The sequence below is a fragment of the Thioalkalivibrio sp. ALgr3 genome (assembly GCF_000377325.1).
Lineage (GTDB): Bacteria > Pseudomonadota > Gammaproteobacteria > Ectothiorhodospirales > Ectothiorhodospiraceae > Thioalkalivibrio.
Genome location: NZ_KB897977.1, coordinates 120,362 through 135,828, shown reverse-complemented (window position 1 = coordinate 135,828; position 15,467 = coordinate 120,362). Strand labels below are relative to the sequence as shown.

Here is a 15,467-nt window from a genome sequence, read left to right as displayed (position 1 = left end):
TATCGTATAGCCCGATCCGGGGTCCGTCAAGCGTTTCGGGAGGCGAACTCGCGCAGGCGTTCCAGTGCCTTGTCCAGCATCTCCAGGCTGGTGGCGAAGGACACGCGCAGATGCCCCGGGGCGCCGAACGCGCTGCCCGGAACCAGGGCCACGCCGGCCTCGTCCAGCAGCCGCTCGCCCAGAGCTACGTCGCTGTCGACCCCGGCACGTTCCATCAGGCCGGTGACCCGCGGGAAGCAGTAGAAGGTTCCGTCCGGCATGCGGCATTCGATGCCGTCGATGGCGTTGAGGCCGTCCACCACGTGCCGCGCGCGCTGGGCGAACGCCGAGCACATCTGGCGCACGCAGGTCTGGTCGCCGTTGAGGGCGGCTTCGGCGGCTGCCTGGGCGATGGAGCTCGGGTTGGAGGTGCTCTGCGACTGGATCTTCTTCATCGCGCCGATCAGGTCGGCCGGCCCCCCGGCGTAGCCGATGCGCCAGCCGGTCATGGCGTAGGCCTTGGACACTCCGTTGAGCACTACGCTGCGTTCGACGAGATCCGGCGCGGCATTGACGATGTTGACGAACTCGGTCTCGCCGAAGCGGATGTGTTCGTACATGTCGTCGGTGGCGATGACGATCTGCGGATGGCGCCGCAGGACCTCGGCCAGAGCCTCCAGTTCACCGCGTGAGTAGGCCGCGCCGGTGGGGTTGGAGGGGCTGTTGAGGAAGATCAGCCGGGTGCGTTCGCTGATGGCCTCTTCGAGGGCCTCGGGGCGGAGCTTGAAGCCCTGTTCCTGCGAGGCGCTCACGATGACGGGCCGCGCGCCGGCCAGCATCGCGATGTCGGGGTAGGAGACCCAGTAGGGGGCCGGCACGATCACTTCGTCACCCGGATTGAGCAGGGCCTGGCACAGATTGAAGATGCTCTGCTTGCCGCCGGAGGAGACCAGGATCTGCCCGGGAGTGAACGTGAGCTCGTTATCACGTTCAAACTTGCGAATGATGGCGTCCTTCAGACCGGCCGTGCCGTCGACCGCGGTGTACTTGGTCTCGCCGCGGGCAAGCGCATCAATCGCCGCCTGCTTGATATGCTCCGGCGTATCGAAGTCCGGCTCGCCGGCCCCCAGCCCCACGATGTCGCGGCCTTCGGCGCGCAGCCGGGCGGCCAGGGCCGTCACGGCCAGGGTGGGGGAGGGCTGGATGCGCTGTACACGATCGGATAGCTGGATTTCCAAGGGACTGCCTCGATGTGGATGGGGTCGAGCAGGCGGAGTGGCCGGCCGGCTCGCGGCCCGAAATGATACTGAAATCAGACGCGGAGGATAAGCGGTTGGCGGAACATGAAGACGGAACGTTCCGGGTGGTGTCGAAATACCAGCCGGCGGGGGACCAGCCCCAGGCCATTCGCGAACTGACCCGGGGCATCGAGGACGGCCTGGCGCACCAGGTCCTGCTGGGTGTGACGGGTTCGGGCAAGACCTTCACCATCGCCAACGTGGTGGAGAACCTGCAGCGTCCGACGATCGTGCTGGCGCCCAACAAGACGCTGGCCGCGCAGCTCTACGGCGAGTTCAAGGAGTTCTTCCCCAATAACGCGGTGGAGTATTTCGTTTCGTATTACGACTACTACCAGCCGGAGGCCTATGTCCCGTCCTCGGATACGTATATCGAGAAGGACGCGTCGATCAACGACCATATCGAGCAGATGCGCCTTTCGGCCACGCGTGCACTGCTGGAGCGGCGCGATGCGATCATCGTCGCCTCGGTCTCGGCGATCTACGGTCTGGGCGATCCGCGCAAGTATCTGTCGATGGTGCTGCACCTCAAGCGTGGCGAGCGCATCGACCAGCGCGATCTGCTGCGCCGCCTGGCGGAGCTGCAGTACACCCGCAACGATACCGAGCTGCGCCGCGCGACCTACCGGGTGCGCGGCGAGGTGATCGACATCCATCCGGCGGAATCCGAGCGGGAGGCCGTGCGCGTCGAGCTGTTCGACGACGAGATCGAGCGGCTGTCGTATTTCGACCCGCTGACCGGCGAGGTGCTGAACACGGTGCCGCGCCTGACGATCTATCCCAAGACCCACTACGTGACCCCGCGCGAGACCCTGCTGGAGGCGGTGGACCAGATCCGCGACGAGCTGAAGGAACGGCTGGACTTCCTGCGCCAGGAGAACCGCCTGGTGGAGGCGCAGCGGCTGGAGCAGCGCACCCAGTTCGATCTGGAGATGATCCTGGAGATCGGCTACTGCAACGGGATTGAAAACTACTCGCGCTATCTTTCCGGACGTGCGCCGGGCGAACCACCGCCGACGTTTTTCGACTACCTGCCGGAGGATGCGTTGCTGGTGATCGACGAATCCCACGTGTCCGTGCCGCAGGTGGGTGGGATGTTCAAGGGCGACCGTTCGCGCAAGGAGACCCTGGTGGAGTACGGCTTCCGTCTGCCGTCGGCGCTGGACAACCGCCCGCTGCGCTTCGAGGAATTCGAGCAGCTGATGCCGCAGACCATCCACGTCTCGGCCACGCCGGGGCCGTACGAGCGCGAACATGCCGGCGCCATCATCGACCAGGTGGTGCGGCCCACCGGGCTGCTGGACCCGGAACTGGAGGTGCGTCCGGTGGCTTCCCAGGTGGACGACTGCCTGTCCGAGATCCGCGACCGGGTGGAGCGCGACGAACGGACCCTGATCACCACGCTGACCAAGCGCATGGCCGAGGATCTGACCGACTACCTGTCGGAGCACGGCGTGCGCGTGCGCTACCTGCACTCGGATATCGACACGGTCGAGCGCATGGAGATCATCCGCGACCTGCGTCTGGGCGAATTCGACGTGCTGGTGGGGATCAACCTGCTGCGCGAGGGCCTGGACATGCCCGAGGTCTCGCTGGTGGCGATCTTCGACGCCGACAAGGAGGGCTTCCTGCGCTCCGACCGCTCGCTGATCCAGACGATCGGCCGCGCGGCGCGCAACGTGCGCGGCAAGGCGATCCTGTACGCCGACACCATCACCGGCTCGATGCGCCGCGCGATCGACGAGACCGAACGCCGCCGCGCCCGCCAGATCGAGCACAACGAAGCCCACGGGATCACCCCCGAGGGCATCCACAAAAGCGTGGCGGACATCCTCGAGACCGGGCAGGCCGCGCCCGGCACCCGGCGCAAGTCCGGCGAGCGCAAGGGCGCGGACAAGAAGGTGGCCGAGGAGGCCGCCGACTACGTCGACGCGCCACAGAATGCGGCGCGCGAGATCGAGCGCCTGGAACAGGAGATGTTCCAGAAGGCGCGCGACCTGGAATTCGAGGAGGCGGCGCGTCTGCGCGACCGTATCGAGAAGCTCAAGGCGCTCGCCTTTCTGCCCGAGGCTTCGCTATCCTGACGCGCCTCTGACACCCGTCTGACAAGGGACTGCCCCCTTCATGCGTTATCAGCCCGATCCCCGTCCGCCCGGTCCGGTCATGCTCGACGTGTCCGGCCCCGAACTGAAGGCGGAAGACCGCGAACGCCTGCAGCACCCCGCGACCGGCGGGGTGATCCTGTTCGACCGCAACGTACACGGCCCGGAACAGGTCGAAGCCCTGACCGCAGACATGCGCCGCCTGCGCCCGGAACTGCTGATCGCGGTGGACCAGGAAGGAGGGCGGGTGCAGCGTCTGCGCGAGGGCTTCACCCGCTTCCCGCCGATGCGCAGTCTCGGCCACCTGCACGATCAGGTGCCGGCGCGGGCACGCGAGCTGGCGCGCGGGGCGGGCGAGCTGCTGGCGCTGGAGCTGCAGGCGGTGGGGATCGACTTCAGTTTCGCGCCGGTCCTCGACCGCGATCTCGAGATCAGCGAGGTGATTGGCGATCGGGCGTTCCATCATGATCCCGCGGTGATCGCCGATCTGGGGCTTGCGTTCGTGCGCGGCCTGACGGTGGCCGGCATGGCCTCGGTGGGCAAGCACTTTCCCGGACACGGCGCGGTGGCCGCGGATTCGCATGTCGCGGTGCCGGAGGACCCGCGCCCGCTGGCCGAGATCGAGGCCAGCGACATCGAGGCGTTCCGGCCGCTGGCCGGCCACCTCGAGGGAATGATGCCGGCCCACGTGGTGTATCCCGCGGTGGACGACCGACCGGCCGGGTTCTCGCGCACCTGGCTGCAGGACATCCTGCGCGGCCGGATCGGTTTTCAGGGCGCGATCTTTTCCGACGACCTGGCCATGGCCGGTGCCGAACAGATGGGTTCGCCCGCGGAGCGGGCCGACGCGGCACTGGAGGCCGGCTGCGACATGATCCTGATCTGCAATCGGCCGGAGGAGGCGGACGTCATCCTCGATCACCTCGCCGACTACCGCCAGAACGCCGATACCCGGGCCCGCCTGCGGCGCATGCACGCGCGTGCGGTGTCGGACGACGCGCAGCACCGCACCGCGCTTCAGGCCCAGTTGCATGCCTGGCTGAAGGCGGGCAGTGGCGGGGCATGACCCCCTTCGCGACCTTGTGCCGCAAGCACCGTTGGCGCCGCGCTTCCGACCCGCCTATAATGCGCCACCGGTTCGACACTGAGCTGCTAATAATATAGTTAACCAATCCCACAATGATGGAGAATCGTCATGGCCGATAAGCTCATGATCGTCATGGTCAACACCGACCCGAACAATCCGTCCGAACTCGGCGCCCCGTTCTTCCAGGCGACCGTGGCCGCCGCCATGGAATACGACGTCGAAGTCGTGATGACCGGCCGGGCCGGTGAACTGGCCAAGAAGGGCGTGGCGGAAAACCTGTTCGTGCAGGAAGGCAGCAGCAAGAGCGTCTACGACTTCATCAAGGATGCCCACGAAGCCGGCGTCGTGATGAAGGTCTGCACCCCGACGCTGGACCTGTGGGGCAACGACCTGATCGACGAAGTGGACGAGACCGTGGGCGGTGCCTACGTGATCTCCGAGGCGATGGACGACGACACCGTCACCTTCACCTACTGAGGCGAAGCGACGGAATCCGTCGAACGACCGGCCGGCCCCTGTGCCGGCCGGTTCTGTTTCGGGGCGGGGCATTCGCCACGCCGCCAGGCCGGGCTCACAGCCCCGGCCCCAGATGAACCCCGGGGGCCCGCATGAATCCCGAACAGGCACGAGCCACGCTGCGCGACGCCGACTGCCTCTACAGCCGCGACGCGGTGGAAACCGCCATTGACCGCCTGGCCGAACGCACCGCAAGGGAACTGGCGGACGAGAATCCGCTGGTGCTGGGCGTGATGAACGGCGGGGTCGTGCTGCTGGGCGGCCTGCTCACACGCTGGTCCTTCCCGATGCAGGTGGACTACCTGCACGCCACCCGCTATCGCGGGGCCACCCGCGGCGAAGAACAGCTGCACTGGCTGTCCCTCCCGCACCAGTCCATGCAGGGACGCACCGTCGTCATCGTCGACGACATCCTCGACGGCGGCATCACCCTGGCCGGTATCCAGAGCTTCTGTCAGGAGCAGGGCGCCCGTCGCGTGGTGACCATCGTGCTGGTGGACAAGGCCAACCCCGAGCGGGACCCCTCGATCACCGTCGACCATGCCGCACTGGAAGCACCGAACCGCTATCTGTTCGGTTACGGCATGGATTATCAGGATTACCTGCGCAACGCGCCCGGCATCTTTGCCGTGGCCGACCACTGAAGGACGCGTGCCATGACCGCACCCCGACTGGCCATCATTGGCGGCACCGGACTGACCCGACTGAAGGACCTGGAGATCACCCACCGCCGGGTCATGCATACGCCGTACGGCGAACCCTCCGGACCCCTGGTGTTCGGGCGGCTGAACGGCATCGAAACGGTCTTTCTCCCGCGCCACGGGGCGCGACACACCATCCCGCCGCACCAGGTGAACTATCGCGCCAACATCTGGGCGCTGCATAACACGGGCGTGGAGACGGCGATCGCGGTGGCCGCGGTCGGCGGCATCAGCGAGTGCATGCAGCCCGGGCGACTCGCGATTCCGGACCAGATCATCGATTACACCTGGTCGCGTGCGAACACTTATTTCGAAGGTGGCCATCTCGATGAAGTGACCCACGTGGACATGACCTGGCCGTACTGTCCCGAAGTGCGCCGGAGGCTCCTGGAGGCGGCCCGTGAACTGGACCTGCCGATTTGCGAGCAGGGCACCTATGGCGCCACTCAGGGGCCACGCCTGGAAACCGCCGCGGAGATCGATCGCATGGAGCGCGACGGCTGCGACCTGGTGGGCATGACCGGCATGCCGGAAACGGCCCTGGCGCGGGAGCTGGGCCTGAGCTATGCAGCGTGTGCGGTGATTGCCAACCGTGCCGCAGGGCGCAGCGGCGGCGAGATCACGATGGACGAAATCGGCCGTAACCTGGAAACCGGCATGGAGCAGGTCAAGCAGCTCCTGGCCCGGGTCATCGCAACCCTGAAGTGAGTGGAAGTGAGTGAAGGAGAGGCCTGCAATCCAGGGCCTTTCCAGGTCCATTACCTAATTTAACATAATATCCATTATGCGACGTCATGGATCATCTCCCATCGTCAGCGTATCCGGATATTCATCGTGCTGTTGGGTCCCTGGCTGCGTGAGCGTGTCACGTTGCCGTTCTTCTTCAGCATGATCTCGAGCACCCCGTTGCCGTGGGTCTGGACCACGCGGCAGTCGACGGAATCGCCCTTGAATTCAATGGTCAGCGGGACTTCGCCCTCGAACTCCATCTGATGCAGCTCGCCGTCTTCCATGACCGCGCACTCGATGGAATATCCGGTGCCTTCCGGACCCTGCGCACTCAGCGCGATCCGGGTATCGGTTGTTGTGCCCATGGCACTGACGCCCCCAGTTATCAGCAACGTTGCGGCCGCCAATCCGGCCTTCCACCCGCCAGCGCCTCCATTCCGCGGGACCCGTAACACCCGGCATCGATTCATGAACCACCACCCCTTGCGGGAAGGAAAAATCCGACCCCGAGAAACCGGGGCCGGACAAGTCCGTTCTTCGATCAGTTCTGGAAGACGTTGGCCATGTTACCGCCACCCGCCTGGTTGACCGTCGACACGTTGCTATGACCGACCTGCTGAACGGTCGCGTGGTTGCTGGCAATGCTGCCCCAGCCGCCCAGCGTCTGGGTCACGTAGGAGCGATGGCCAAAGCCGGTCTGCTTCACGTTGGCCCGGTCGTTGTAGCCGGTCTGTTCGATATCGGAGAAATTCTTGGTTCCGTTCTGCGACACCTTGGCCCGGTTACCCAAGCCGCTCTGGTAGGTGTCCGCACGGTTCCATTCTCCGTGCTGGGAGATGTCCGACTGATTGAAGCGCCCGGACTGCTCGACGTTGGCCTTGTTGAGGTTGCCACGCTGAGTCACTTCCGAATGGTTCTTCTGGCCGGACTGCGAGACATCGGCGCGGTTATAGTTGCCACGCTGATCCACTTCGGAAGACAGACGGTAACCGTCCTGTTCGACGTCCGCACGGTTCTTGACACCCTCCTGACGGACATCGCTGGAGTTGCGGATACCGGTCTGCTCCTGGGTGGCACGGTTGCCCCAGCCTTTCTGGAAGGCGCTGGCACTGTTCTTCATGCCTTCCTGGTCAATGTCGGACATGTTGGAATATCCGATCTGAGAAACGTCGGCATTGTTGAACATGCCCGCCTGGTCAATCGTGGAATCGTTGTTGGCCGCCATGGCGGAACCGGAAAACAGAGCGCCCATCGCGATCGCAATCATGGAATATTTGAGTTTCATAATGACTACCCCCTGAGGGTTGAGTTAGGAACACGCAGTTGAGTCATCGGGTCCCCCATCACTGGGAGGAATTCCCTGAAGGTGGAAGCGTTTCTTTCCGCCTTCACCCTGGATTCTGCACGCCCCTATAACCCCCGGGAATCAGCCGGATGGATGATTGTCGAGGTGAACTTTTTAGTACTTTCTTCATGCACCTGAATCAAAAAAGCGGACCCCCCCCGTAAGAGGCCCGCCCTGCTCTCGATCCAACCTTCTTTTACCCGACCCTTCTTTTACATTATGGGAACCTGGTGCGAGCGGTAAGCCTGAAACACGGGGTGTTCCATGTCCGTCGGATCATCAACATTCCACAGGCCCTTGTCCACGCCCTGCGTAATCAGATGGAGGACCGCGGACTCGATGGCCGACATCACAGCCAGCTGTACCGGCTCGTTGCGGGTATACCCGATTTCGGCGTCCAGCAATCGGCGAAAATCAATGAACCGGAAAACCCCGGCACGGATCTCCTGAGAGTAGATCGTCTTGCTGGCATTGACATTCAGGAGGACATCACCGGTGGCTACGTCCACGGCCCGCAGGTTCACCGTGACCTGATCCGACTTGAACTCACCGGACGCCCCCACACCGTAATATTCAAGACCGGCACCCCCGGTGCGCAGGTTGGAATCGTAGGCAATGATCCCGCCCTCGAACACGATTCGCGCGGCACGCAGGTTATCGAGGCTGTCTTCCTGGCCGATCCGTTCCAGATTGGCGCGAATGATGCGCCGTTCGGTCAGCAGGTTTTGCAGACCTTCGCGCTCCAGAGGCCGAAACCAGCCCGATTCGGCAAGGGCCGCACTGAGCATGGCACTACCACCCTGAGTCACCGCCGTGGAAAACGTGCTCGCCGGTGCCGGCCGGTACTGGCCGGTCTGGTCGCGGAAGTCGTAGACAGCCGCGTCCACGGGAGCCGCTGGTCGGGGCAATTCCAGGAGATCGAAATAGGTTCCGGCCCGGGGCATCAGGGTCGCCTCGGTCCCCTCCAGGTTGCCTGGCTGCGCAGCAAACGAGGCACACCCCGAGAGGATCAGGGCTGCGCCCAGCATGACGCCGATACGCGAAAGCTGTTTCATGACCATCTCCTTGTCGCTTCGTGGTCAGAACTGGCCATTGACCTGACCCAGATTCACGGTCGTCGTCTCGCCGGTGCGGCGGTCGAGGATGGTCATCACGAACCCGCCCTGGCCGGTACTGTCAATGCGGATCCTCAGGGTGGAACTTTCAATCAGGCTGGAACGCCCCTCCTCACCCTCGACGGCATCGGAAATGGCATCGTTGACCAGCGAATTACGCAGGTCCTGGAGAAAGAAATCCGTCTCGGAGAACGACCCGAAATCGGGTGCATTCGGATCGGTGTAAGTGTCCTGAGCCTGCGCCTTGTTAAGCAGGAAGCTGCCGTTCAGCGGATCGCCGCCGAAACTCGGGCTACGGGGCTCGTAGATCAGTTGTTGAGCCTGAACGGCTCCGGCGCAGGCGAGCAGCAGCCCGCCGGCGAAAATCGTCGTGACACGCATGATGGTCCTCCTCCCGGGTCAGTGCTGGATGACCTGGACTCGCGCATGCCCGCGGGCATGCTGGTGAACCTGCACCGGAGACGCGCTGCCGTTTCCGCGCTGGTCGACATGCAGATGTCCGCCGACACCGGTCTGGCGGAGAAAGGCCTGCTTGCCATAGCCGGCCTGATCCAGACCGGCCTGATGGCCGACGCCGTACTGCACAATGGTGCCCTCGTGGCTGCCCCCCAGCTGGCGTACTCGGGCGTCGTTGCCGGCCCCGGACTGCACGACGGTGGCGTGGTTGTTGCGGCCGCGCTGATCGATCATGGCCAGGGATCCCTGGCTGCCGCTCTGTGTCAGACTGCTGGCAGGGGCAAGTTCGTCCACGGCGTGGAGATCGGCCGCCATCGCCGGTGACGCGAATAACGCCGCCGCCAGGGCCAGGGGAATCAGGATACGTTCGGGCTTCATGGCACACTCCTTCTCGAAGTGAATGGACTCGGTATCGAGTGTGGTGCCATGCGGGGCGCGGGCCCATCCGCCGAAGGCATGGAGCGGCGGATGGACTTTCTCCCACTTGTTCAGCCCGCGGAAGTAGCAGGTCTTTCATACCCCCCGCCGGGGGTCAGAATTCCTCGTCGGCCAGGTCGCTGCCGTCGCGGAACAGCCGTTCGAGCTCCCGCTGCACCAGCGCAGTTTCCACCTGCTCGGCGGCGGAGTCGGCAATGTCCATGATCTCCGACGGGCGTGGCGGGAGCGTCGCCGCGAACAGCACCTCGCTGCCCCGGGTCGTCACCCAGATCTGACTACCGAAGCGTGCCGACGGTCGTTCCACGATGGTGAGATCGGTACTCTGCAAAACGCCGCTTTCCAGCCGCAGCTGAGCGAAACGACGAAAGAACGTCTTGCCCATCATGGTAATGGTGCGGTCCACCACCACCGCCCCCAGCCCGGGCTCGCCGGCCGGGCGCGGAGGGCGGGATGGAAGAATGGCTCCCTCGTTGGCCTCCGCCTCCGGCTCGCCTTCCAGGTCCGTGGGGGCATCGACCTCCACCGGGGAGGATTCCCCGGCCCCGACCGAAGCCCAGGGGACCAGGCACACAATCCCGGCCACCACCAAGCCCGCAAGAACGCCCGGCGAAGAACGGACCGGGGGAATCATGCGTGCATCGCCTGACAGGTTTCTGTCAGGTTGACCGGCGGCACACCCAGATTCTCCCTCGCCCAGGCAATCGCCTGGGTGCGGTTCCTGACTTCGATTTTTCGAAACACGTTATAAAGGTGTGATTTTACGGTATGTTCCGAGATAAAGAGCTGCTTTGAAATCTCCAGGTTGGTGGCTCCCGACCCCAGCATCAGGAGGATCTGGACCTCCCTTTGTGTCAGGCCACAAGAGGGACGGAAGACGTTGATCCGGCGACGGCGGTACGTCCGGATCAGCCGCGTCATCAGGTGCCGGGACATCCACCAGTCGGCATGCAACAGGGACTGAATGCCCTTACAGATCAACTCCGCCCGGTCGGTTCGGTAAAAGACACCCTGCAGGTAGAGCCGATCCAGCAAATCGACGGCCTCGTCCTCGTCCCGGACGTTGAAGGCCGCCATGGTCAGATCGTCATTGTGCACCAGGGCCTGCTCCACAAAGGCGATGTCATCCATCGTCAATGCGGTTGCGTCAAAAAGGATCAGGGCCGAATCCAGCAGCTGCTCGGTCCAGCGCGGGGCCCGGGGCTCCACCCCCGTGACCGGCATCCCGGTCTGCTCGGATACGTAATCAAAAAACAGTTGTGCCTGTGGCGTGATCGGGGTGATAAAAACGATGGAACGCTCGGCATCGACGTCACTCATCGCGGTCAGCTCCTTGGCCGCAGAACGGCCGCTTTTCCGGAAAACTCCTGGCCGCCACCCTGCGCCGATCGTTCGCGGGTAGTAGAAATCTGGTACGTCGGCGCGCGAACGGGTTACGAAGGTCATTCGAAAATTATCGAAAATGAATGAATGACTACGAAAACGTCCGCATGGTGCGGGTACAGGTTCTTTATGCGCCGCTCTTCCGGCGTGGTCAAGCCCCTGGAGTGAAAGCGTGATGCCGGTCCGCTTCAGTCGCGGGTGGCGATGTCGATGCCCTCGCCCATGACCTCCACGAGGAAGTCGATCTGCTCCTCGGTGATCACGTAGGGGGGCATGAGATAGGAGACGTTGCCCAGCGGGCGCAGCAGCGCCCCGCGGGTCAGACCGTGGCGATAGATATCGAGGCCCCGCCGCTCCTGCCACGGATACGGGGTCCGGCTGGCCTTGTCCTGCACCAGCTCGACCGCGGCGATCATGCCGTGCTGGCGCACGTCGGCCACGTGCGGGTGATCGTTGAGCGGTTCCAGGCGCCGTGCAATGTGCGCGGCCAGCTCGCGATTGCGCTCCAGCACCGGTTCGGACTCGAAGATGTCCAGCGTGGCCAGCGCGGCCCGGCACGCCAGCGGGTTCCCGGTGTAGGAATGCGAGTGCAGGAACATGTTGAGCTTTTCGTAATCGTCGTAGAACGCCTGATAGACCGTATCGGTGGTCAGCAGCGCGGCCATCGGCAGATAACCGCCGGTCAGGCCCTTGGACAGGCACAGGAAGTCGGGCGTGATCGGTCCCTGCTCGCAGGCGAACAGGGGCCCGGTACGGCCGAAGCCCACCGCGATCTCGTCGGCGATCAGGTGCACGCCATGGCGGTCGCAGGCGTCGCGCAGCAGGCGCAGGTATTCCGGGTCGAACATGCGCATGTGACCGGCGCACTGCACCAGCGGCTCGATGATGACCGCGGCCACCTCGTGGGCGTGGCGTTCCAGGGCCCGTTCCATGTGCGCGAACTGGCGGCGAGCCACATCGGCGCAGTCCTCGCCCGGCTCGCGGTGGAAGCAGTCGGGCCCCGGGACGTTGATCACGTCCAGCATCAGCGGCTCGTAGGTATGCCGGTAGAGCGGCACGTCACTGACCGACAGGGCGCCGATGGTCTCGCCGTGATAGGCGTTGGAGACCCCGATGAAGCGGGTCTTCTGCGGCTGGCCGACATTGCGCCAGTAGTGGAAGCTCATCTTGAGCGCGGCTTCCACGCCGGCCGAGCCGTTGTCGGCCAGGAACACCCGGTCGAGCCCTGCCGGAGTGATGTCGATCAGACGCTCGCTCAGCTCCACCACCGGCTCATGGGTGCAGCCGGCCAGGATTACGTGCTCCAGGCGGTCGACTTGCTCCTTGAGCGCGTCGTTGATGCGCGGATTGGCGTGACCGAACAGGTTCACCCACCAGGAGCTGATCGCGTCGAGGTAACGGTTGCCGTCGAAGTCGTACAGCCACACACCCTCGCCCCGCTCGATCGGCAGCAGGGGCAGCGTGCCCTCCTCCCCGTAATCCTTCATCTGGGTACAGGGGTGCCACAGGGCCCGCAGGTCGCGCCGGCGCACGTCTTCATTGCTCATGGATCAGACCCCGTGGCCGGCCTTCATCGCCTCGAATTCGTCCTCGAAGAAGAACTTCTCTTCACCGAAGGCCGGTTTCAGCTGATTCAGCCAGGTGGCGTTCTCGTCGTAACGGGCAAAGAACGGACGCTGCACCCAGTCCGAGTTGCGGCCCTGGATGAAGCGCAGCACGAAGACCTTCTCCCCGCGGATCTCGGTCACGCCCTGGATCTCCACCTTGCCCGGATCGGCGCTCATGGATGGCCCGCGCGCGGTGCGAGCCAGCCCCGAGACCTGCTGCATGGCCTCGCGATAGACCTCCCAGGCGCGCGCCAGGGGCACCTCGAAGTAGCGCCGCGCGCCGGTGTCGCGTTCCACGAACATGTAGTACGGGATGATCCCCAGCCGCACCTGTTCGCGCCACAGATCGGCCCAGGCCTGCGGATCGTCGTTGATGTGGCGCAGCAGCGGGCCCTGGGCGCGGATCTCGGCGCCGGTGTCACGCACCCGGCGGATCGCCTCGCGGGCGATCGGCGTGCGCAGCTCGTTGGGATGGTTGTAATGCGCCATCAGCGCCACGTGCTTGCCGCCTTCGACCAGCTGTTCCAGCAGCCGCAGCAGGTCATCGGCATCGCTTTCGGTCACGAAACGGTAGGGCCAGAAGGACAGCGCCTTGGTTCCGATGCGTACCGTCTGGACATGCTCCAGCCCGGGGTCCAGCAGGGCTTCGAGATAGCCGCGCAGGTTCCTGGTTTTCATGACCATCGGATCGCCGCCGGTCATCAGCAGATCGGAGATCGCCGGGTGCTGGCGCAAGTACTGGTGCAGCAGATCGGCATCGGTAGAAGCGATACGCAGTTCCTTGTCCCCCACGAACTGGGCCCAGCGGAAGCAGAAGGTGCAGTACGAATGGCAGGTCTGCCCCTGACTGGGGAAGAACAGCACCGTCTCGCGATACTTGTGCTGCAGGCCGTTCATGACCTCGCCGTCATCCTCGCTGGGCCGATTCAGTTCCATCTGGCCGGCCGGATGCGGGTTCAGCTCATCCCGCAGCTCCTTCGCCAGGGCCGCGATCTCCTTGCGCTCGGCCCCGCGGCGATGCAGCGCAGCCATCCGCTCGTAGGCCTCCGGGGACAGCATCTCCCGCTGCGGGAAGGTCAGCTGGAACATCGGGTCGTCCGGGATATTGTCCCAGTCGATCAGCTCGTCGATCACGTACTCGTTGATACGGAATGGCAGCACGCTGGACACCACGCGCATGTCGAAACGCATGGACTCGGGCACGCGCTCCAGGGCTTCGATCCGGTCCAGATTGCGATCGTTGTAGACCTTGAAGTCACGTGGCTCGATCGAGCCCATCTCCGGGTCCCGGTAGAACTTGAGAACGGAATTCATCCGTGCCTCCTGTCGACGGTCGATGCGCCCGCTCCGGCCCCCGGGCCGTCGCGATCGTGGGAATACAGTTGCTTCGGGACCGAGGCGGTCACACGGCGGGCCTTCGGGGCGAGGGCTGCCGCCTCGGTGGTGAGCGGCGTCAGGGAAACAGCGACGCGTACGTTATCAAGCACCTTGCGGGCGGACAAGAGATTTCGCGTGACTCTCAGGTTACCACCCCTGCGGCAGTGTGGGTTACCCTCGCCGAACCTGAAAGGAGGGCGTCATGCACCCGGAATTCCCCCACGAGGACATCATTCACCTCAACCATGCCGCGGTCGGACCGTGGCCCCGGCGCACCGCCGAAGCGGTCGAGGCCTTCGCCCGCGAGAACCTGTATCACGGCTCGCGGGGTTATGGACGCTGGCTGGAAACCATCGCCGCCACACGGGAGCTGGCGCGGCAACTGATCGGTGCCCCCGAGGCGGAAGACGTGGCGTTCGTGAAGAACACCTCGGAGGCGCTGTCCATGGTGGCCTTCGGTCTGCCCTGGCGATCGGGGCAGAACATCGTGATTCCCGAAGGGGAGTTTCCCTCCAACCGCGTGGTATGGCACGCCGCTGCCGAACGTTACGACCTGGAAGTCCGGGAGGTCGCCATCGGAGAGGAGCCCGAGCTGGATCTGCTAAGGGCCTGCGACCATGCCACGGCCCTGGTGTCCGCGAGTGCGGTGCGCTATGACTCGGGCCTGCGCATGGACGTGCAGTTCCTCGGCAACGAGCTGCACGGGCGCGGCATTCTGTTCTGCGTGGACGCCATCCAGCATCTGGGCGCCCTGCCCTTTGACGCGCCGGGATGCCGTGCCGATTTCGTGATGGCCGACGCGCACAAGTGGATGCTCGCGCCGGAGGGCATCGGTCTGTTCTACGTCAATCCCGAGGTCCGTGATCGCCTGGAGCTGAACGAATACGGCTGGCACATGCTCGAGCACGCCGGGGACTTCGACAATCCCGCGCTGACGCCCTCGCCCGGCGCCCGGCGTTTCGAGCCCGGCAGCCCCAACATGCTGGGCATCCAGGCGCTCCACGGCAGTCTGTCGCTGTTGCTGGAAACCGGCATGGACCGGGTGGACGAAGAGATCCGGGAGCACTGGCTGCATCTCGAGGATCGCCTGCGCGGGCTGGGCTGCGAAATCCTCAGTGCCCGCCACCGCCGCGCCGGCATCCTGACCTTCCGGCCCTCCGCGGGGCTGCTGGGGGACACCCCGCTGGAGACCGTTTACCACCGGCTGCAGGCGGATGGCATCCTGTGCGCCATGCGCGGCGGCGGGATCCGTTTCTCCCCGCATTTCTACCACGAGACCGCGGACCTGGACCGCGCGGTGGAGGGACTGCGCGAGGCCCTGCCGGTCCGGTAAGGCC

16 protein-coding genes are annotated in these 15,467 nt (G+C 64.8%); 6 read left to right on the top strand and 10 right to left on the bottom strand.

Annotation, left to right across the window (positions count from 1 at the left end):
• Positions 1 to 26: 26 nt before the first annotated feature.
• Positions 27 to 1,217 carry a pyridoxal phosphate-dependent aminotransferase gene (locus C998_RS0103260; protein ID WP_018869419.1) on the bottom strand — a complete coding sequence of 397 codons (1,191 nt, stop codon included), beginning with the start codon at positions 1,215 to 1,217 and terminating at the stop codon, positions 27 to 29.
• 62 nt (positions 1,218 to 1,279) lie between these two features.
• On the opposite strand from C998_RS0103260, the gene uvrB reads away from it, so the two are divergent.
• The 5 genes from uvrB (at position 1,280) to C998_RS0103235 (ending at position 6,391) form a co-directional block, all read left to right on the top strand.
• Entirely contained in the window at positions 1,280 to 3,361 is a 2,082-nt protein-coding gene (gene uvrB, locus C998_RS0103255; protein ID WP_051076715.1) for an excinuclease ABC subunit UvrB, read from the top strand.
• Positions 3,362 to 3,401: 40 nt separating this feature from the next.
• Positions 3,402 to 4,445, top strand: coding sequence for a beta-N-acetylhexosaminidase (gene nagZ, locus C998_RS0103250; RefSeq protein ID WP_018869417.1), 1,044 nt, complete (start codon positions 3,402 to 3,404; stop codon positions 4,443 to 4,445).
• Between the two features lie 129 nt (positions 4,446 to 4,574).
• On the top strand, positions 4,575 to 4,943 hold the full coding sequence (locus tag C998_RS0103245; RefSeq protein WP_018869416.1) for a DsrE/DsrF/DrsH-like family protein: 369 nt from the start codon (positions 4,575 to 4,577) through the stop codon (positions 4,941 to 4,943).
• A 131-nt stretch (positions 4,944 to 5,074) separates the two neighbouring features.
• Entirely contained in the window at positions 5,075 to 5,626 is a 552-nt protein-coding gene (locus C998_RS0103240; protein ID WP_018869415.1) for a hypoxanthine-guanine phosphoribosyltransferase, read from the top strand.
• 12 nt (positions 5,627 to 5,638) lie between these two features.
• On the top strand, positions 5,639 to 6,391 hold the full coding sequence (locus tag C998_RS0103235; RefSeq protein ID WP_018869414.1) for an S-methyl-5'-thioinosine phosphorylase: 753 nt from the start codon (positions 5,639 to 5,641) through the stop codon (positions 6,389 to 6,391).
• Between the two features lie 104 nt (positions 6,392 to 6,495).
• On the opposite strand, the gene C998_RS0103230 is transcribed toward C998_RS0103235, so the two are convergent.
• The 9 genes from C998_RS0103230 to C998_RS0103190 all read right to left on the bottom strand — a co-directional run bounded on the left by C998_RS0103230 (position 6,496) and on the right by C998_RS0103190 (position 14,067).
• On the bottom strand, positions 6,496 to 6,777 hold the full coding sequence (locus tag C998_RS0103230; RefSeq protein WP_018869413.1) for a hypothetical protein: 282 nt from the start codon (positions 6,775 to 6,777) through the stop codon (positions 6,496 to 6,498).
• Positions 6,778 to 6,953: 176 nt separating this feature from the next.
• Positions 6,954 to 7,697 carry a hypothetical protein gene (locus C998_RS0103225; RefSeq protein WP_018869412.1) on the bottom strand — a complete coding sequence of 248 codons (744 nt, stop codon included), beginning with the start codon at positions 7,695 to 7,697 and terminating at the stop codon, positions 6,954 to 6,956.
• A 272-nt stretch (positions 7,698 to 7,969) separates the two neighbouring features.
• Positions 7,970 to 8,812: a CsgG/HfaB family protein gene (locus C998_RS0103220; RefSeq protein ID WP_018869411.1), complete on the bottom strand. Its 843-nt coding sequence runs from the start codon at positions 8,810 to 8,812 to the stop codon at positions 7,970 to 7,972.
• A gap of 24 nt (positions 8,813 to 8,836) precedes the next feature.
• On the bottom strand, positions 8,837 to 9,253 hold the full coding sequence (locus C998_RS0103215) for a curli assembly protein CsgF (protein WP_018869410.1): 417 nt from the start codon (positions 9,251 to 9,253) through the stop codon (positions 8,837 to 8,839).
• An 18-nt stretch (positions 9,254 to 9,271) separates the two neighbouring features.
• On the bottom strand, positions 9,272 to 9,706 hold the full coding sequence (locus C998_RS0103210) for a hypothetical protein (protein WP_018869409.1): 435 nt from the start codon (positions 9,704 to 9,706) through the stop codon (positions 9,272 to 9,274).
• A 154-nt stretch (positions 9,707 to 9,860) separates the two neighbouring features.
• Positions 9,861 to 10,397 carry a CsgE family curli-type amyloid fiber assembly protein gene (locus tag C998_RS0103205; RefSeq protein WP_019022055.1) on the bottom strand — a complete coding sequence of 179 codons (537 nt, stop codon included), beginning with the start codon at positions 10,395 to 10,397 and terminating at the stop codon, positions 9,861 to 9,863.
• Complete coding sequence (locus C998_RS0103200; RefSeq protein WP_018869407.1) at positions 10,394 to 11,083, bottom strand: LuxR C-terminal-related transcriptional regulator; 690 nt, start codon at positions 11,081 to 11,083, stop codon at positions 10,394 to 10,396. The genes C998_RS0103205 and C998_RS0103200 overlap by 4 nt, the downstream gene beginning before the upstream one ends.
• A gap of 251 nt (positions 11,084 to 11,334) precedes the next feature.
• On the bottom strand, positions 11,335 to 12,693 hold the full coding sequence (locus C998_RS0103195; protein WP_018869406.1) for an adenosylmethionine--8-amino-7-oxononanoate transaminase: 1,359 nt from the start codon (positions 12,691 to 12,693) through the stop codon (positions 11,335 to 11,337).
• 3 nt (positions 12,694 to 12,696) lie between these two features.
• Positions 12,697 to 14,067 (bottom strand): KamA family radical SAM protein, encoded by a 1,371-nt coding sequence (locus tag C998_RS0103190; RefSeq protein ID WP_018869405.1) that lies wholly within the window; start codon positions 14,065 to 14,067, stop codon positions 12,697 to 12,699.
• A 265-nt stretch (positions 14,068 to 14,332) separates the two neighbouring features.
• On the opposite strand from C998_RS0103190, the gene C998_RS0103185 reads away from it, so the two are divergent.
• Positions 14,333 to 15,463, top strand: a complete 1,131-nt coding sequence (locus C998_RS0103185; RefSeq protein WP_018869404.1) for an aminotransferase class V-fold PLP-dependent enzyme — start codon at positions 14,333 to 14,335, stop codon at positions 15,461 to 15,463.
• Positions 15,464 to 15,467 lie beyond the last annotated feature (4 nt).